Consider the following 3,085-nt stretch of genomic DNA (forward strand, 5'->3'; position numbering starts at 1 on the left):
TGTTGTTTATTGTTAAAAAAATATCTCAGGATTTTTAATTATAAGTACTTGTATTAAATTACACTTTTATTTTGTGATTTGGATTACATTATCTCTACAGACACAAGAATAAATAAAAATCAAACTTATTATTATACATAATATTTTTTTTATTTCCTCAAAATTAATTAGGAATTAGCTAAATCACACAAAAACTTTAAAAAAACGTCTAAAGTTTGTGAAGATTCAGTAAAGTTGACTATATAAATCTACCGCTCTGAACTTAGCTAATCTAGAATAAAGGTATAAAAGTTTTCCATAGATTAAAACATGATGTCAGAGTGCAAATCTTATGAATACCTCTAACTTATCAATCTCCTCAAATATGAATTCTCTAGTTCTAGAACACAAATACTCAGCTAACTTATACAAACAAGTAGCTCATCCCTCTGTCAATAGTCCAATCAAGCGCCTGATTGATATTTTAGGAGCACTAGTTGGGTTAGCGATCGCAGGAGTACTTGCAATTCCTGTACTTATGTTCATGCAATTTGATGGTCCTGGCCCCTTGTTTTTCAGTCAGGTTCGCTGTGGTTTTAAGGGTCAAACTTTTTGGATCGTGAAGTTTCGTTCAATGGTTGTTGATGCAGAAAAACTGAAGCACCTAGTCGAAAATGAAGCAAAAGGTAACATCTTTAAAAATGAGAAAGATCCTAGAATAACTCGTATAGGTCGATTTCTGCGTCGAACTAGCTTAGATGAGCTACCTCAATTCTGGAATGTTCTCAAGGGAGATATGAGTTTAGTGGGCACTCGCCCCCCTACTGTTGATGAAGTCAATAATTATGAAGCTCATCACTGGCGCAGACTGAATGTCAAGCCTGGTATAACTGGAGAATGGCAGGTTAATGGTCGCTCTAGTGTGAAAGACTTTGAAGACATCGTGCGTATGGATATTGACTATCAGCAAAAATGGTCTATAGCATACGATCTCAAGTTAATATGGAAAACAATTTGGGTGGTATTTAATAAGTCAGGTGCGTGTTAGTTTTACTTTATTTGTTCGGAGTTCAATGTCGCGTTTCTCAGAAATTAAGTCAGTAGGTGGAAAAATTTACAAGTTATGTTCAAAGTGACCGTAATGAAGTGGAAGGTTTGCGCAGCATTCAGGATTGAAAGTAATATCAAGGGTGCATCAACATTTTGTTATGCAGTAAATTAATTTGATTAGTCCCTAACTACTATCTTTGCTAGCACAAAGCTTCCGCTAATTGTCTAAATAAACGTCGGTTTATTTAACAAGATGTGGAGAAAGATACTCCTACGGTCAATAATTAAATTTTGACAGACCACTACTTTATTTTTTTGTTGAATTCTAGCCTTAAGTATAGTTAAATAAGCCTCCTATTTTTGATCGTGAAATGGGCAACTACTAGCCGTTAAATTTTTGATAAATTTACTATTATCAAAATAATGCTCTACAGACACAATTTTTAAATCTTCAGTTACTCTAGCAATACTCATACCAATAATTTCTATTGTTTCGCCAGTAGGTTGATAGTCTTTAAAATTACCTTGAAAAGTTCCCCAATGTCTCCATTTAAAAGTAACATTTGGCGGTCCAGAAAGCACTTCTATTACTTCCCAGAGAAACCCATTGGGAAAAGCTGTATGAAAAGTTTCAAAGGATGATTCAAAGGTTTCTTCGTCAGGGTCATAATGTTTGTTTTTACTAATAAAAAGATTATATGTTCCCTGTTGTGCTGTTTCTTGAGCAGTATATTCTTTTCCTCCATTACTACTCATGCGAAATTGCTCGGCAACAACAGATAACCACTGCTCAGGATTAGTTTTATTAGATGCTTCCATCTCAAAAGTTCTAACTAGGTTATGAGCGATCGCTTCTAAAGACCCTTCTGGATGATTATATTTACTCTCTTGTTGAAAAACTCGATCATTGTGAGAATAATCTGGTCGTTTTCCGCCTCGCCATTCCACACCTATATCATTGGAAATTACTTTTTCTCGGTCTTGTACCCACAGGGGTATATTTTTAGAATTAGTATTACTCATATAATTTTTATTTCTAGGATGAAGTACAAAATCTTTAATTTTAGAGAACATACAACAGGATAAAAAAAAGTATAATCTCTTACTTTATCTGCCAGAAAAATGCTATATTTGTTCTCAACTATCTGAGTGAATTCAAACTTTGATTAATTTACTAGATTATTTTTTGCGAACATAACTTATTACATAATGATTTAACTTTTTTTGATTACGAGTAATTTCAGTTATCAGTTATCAGTTGTCAACGAGAATAAAAAAAATTGGGGTTGGTTAATCAATATAATAATTAAGATATTTGGGCAAACCGTAATTTAAGATATGAATTATAAATACCCCTTTCACTACTTACTCCTGAACAACATAAGAACTAACTAATCTTTACGGAAGTTTCATGCAACTATTTCCTATTCCCTAAGCACAAAAATCATCTTTACTCAAACTATATTTAACACCTTGTTGCTTAGATTCTGAATAAATAAAATTTTTATCAAATTTTAATCCTACTTTTTCCATTACTCGAATAGATGCTTTATTTGCTAACAATGCACTTGATGCTACTTGCTGTATTTCCCACTCTAAAAAACCTTTCCTAATTAAAGCTTTTGAACCTTCAGTTGCATATCCTTTTCCCCAAACTTTTCTTTGTAACCGATAGCCAAGTTCAATATCATTCTCTTGATACAACGCTGCTCCCATATAACTATCTAAACCTGGTCGAAAATGAAACCAACCAACAAATTTATTACTTAATTTTTCAATAGCTGCCCAAAAACCATAACTCTGATATTGTTGGTAATACCTGAAAACTTTAGGCAAAAATCCATTTTTAATCTCATCGTAGCTTGTAGGTGTTCCTGAGCGATCGCCTAACTTTGTATATCGAGTTACTTCTGGATCGCTATCTAACTCAAATAATAATTCTGTATCGGCTTCAGTAAACTGTCGTAAAACTAATCTTTCTGTTTCTAGAAAAATCTTCATTATTTTCAGCAATATGATTTGAGTTTTGAGATATTGGAAACTTTTAGGGAACAGG

At 33.0% G+C, this 3,085-nt stretch carries 3 protein-coding genes; 1 reads left to right on the forward strand and 2 read right to left on the reverse strand.

Annotated elements, in window-relative coordinates; genetic code table 11:
- Positions 1 to 364: 364 nt before the first annotated feature.
- On the forward strand, positions 365 to 1,027 hold the full coding sequence (locus AC3DU7_RS29775; protein WP_488042854.1) for a sugar transferase: 663 nt from the start codon (positions 365 to 367) through the stop codon (positions 1,025 to 1,027).
- A gap of 356 nt (positions 1,028 to 1,383) precedes the next feature.
- Here AC3DU7_RS29775 and AC3DU7_RS29780 read toward each other — a convergent pair whose 3' ends face one another.
- Both AC3DU7_RS29780 and AC3DU7_RS29785 read right to left on the reverse strand, forming a co-directional pair.
- A complete protein-coding gene (locus tag AC3DU7_RS29780) occupies positions 1,384 to 2,052 on the reverse strand; it encodes an ester cyclase (protein WP_488042855.1) in 669 nt (222 codons plus the stop codon).
- 408 nt (positions 2,053 to 2,460) lie between these two features.
- Positions 2,461 to 3,085: GNAT family N-acetyltransferase (locus AC3DU7_RS29785; protein ID WP_488042856.1), on the reverse strand; the 625-nt coding region annotated here is incomplete at its 5' end.

Source organism: Okeania sp. (genome assembly GCF_983059655.1).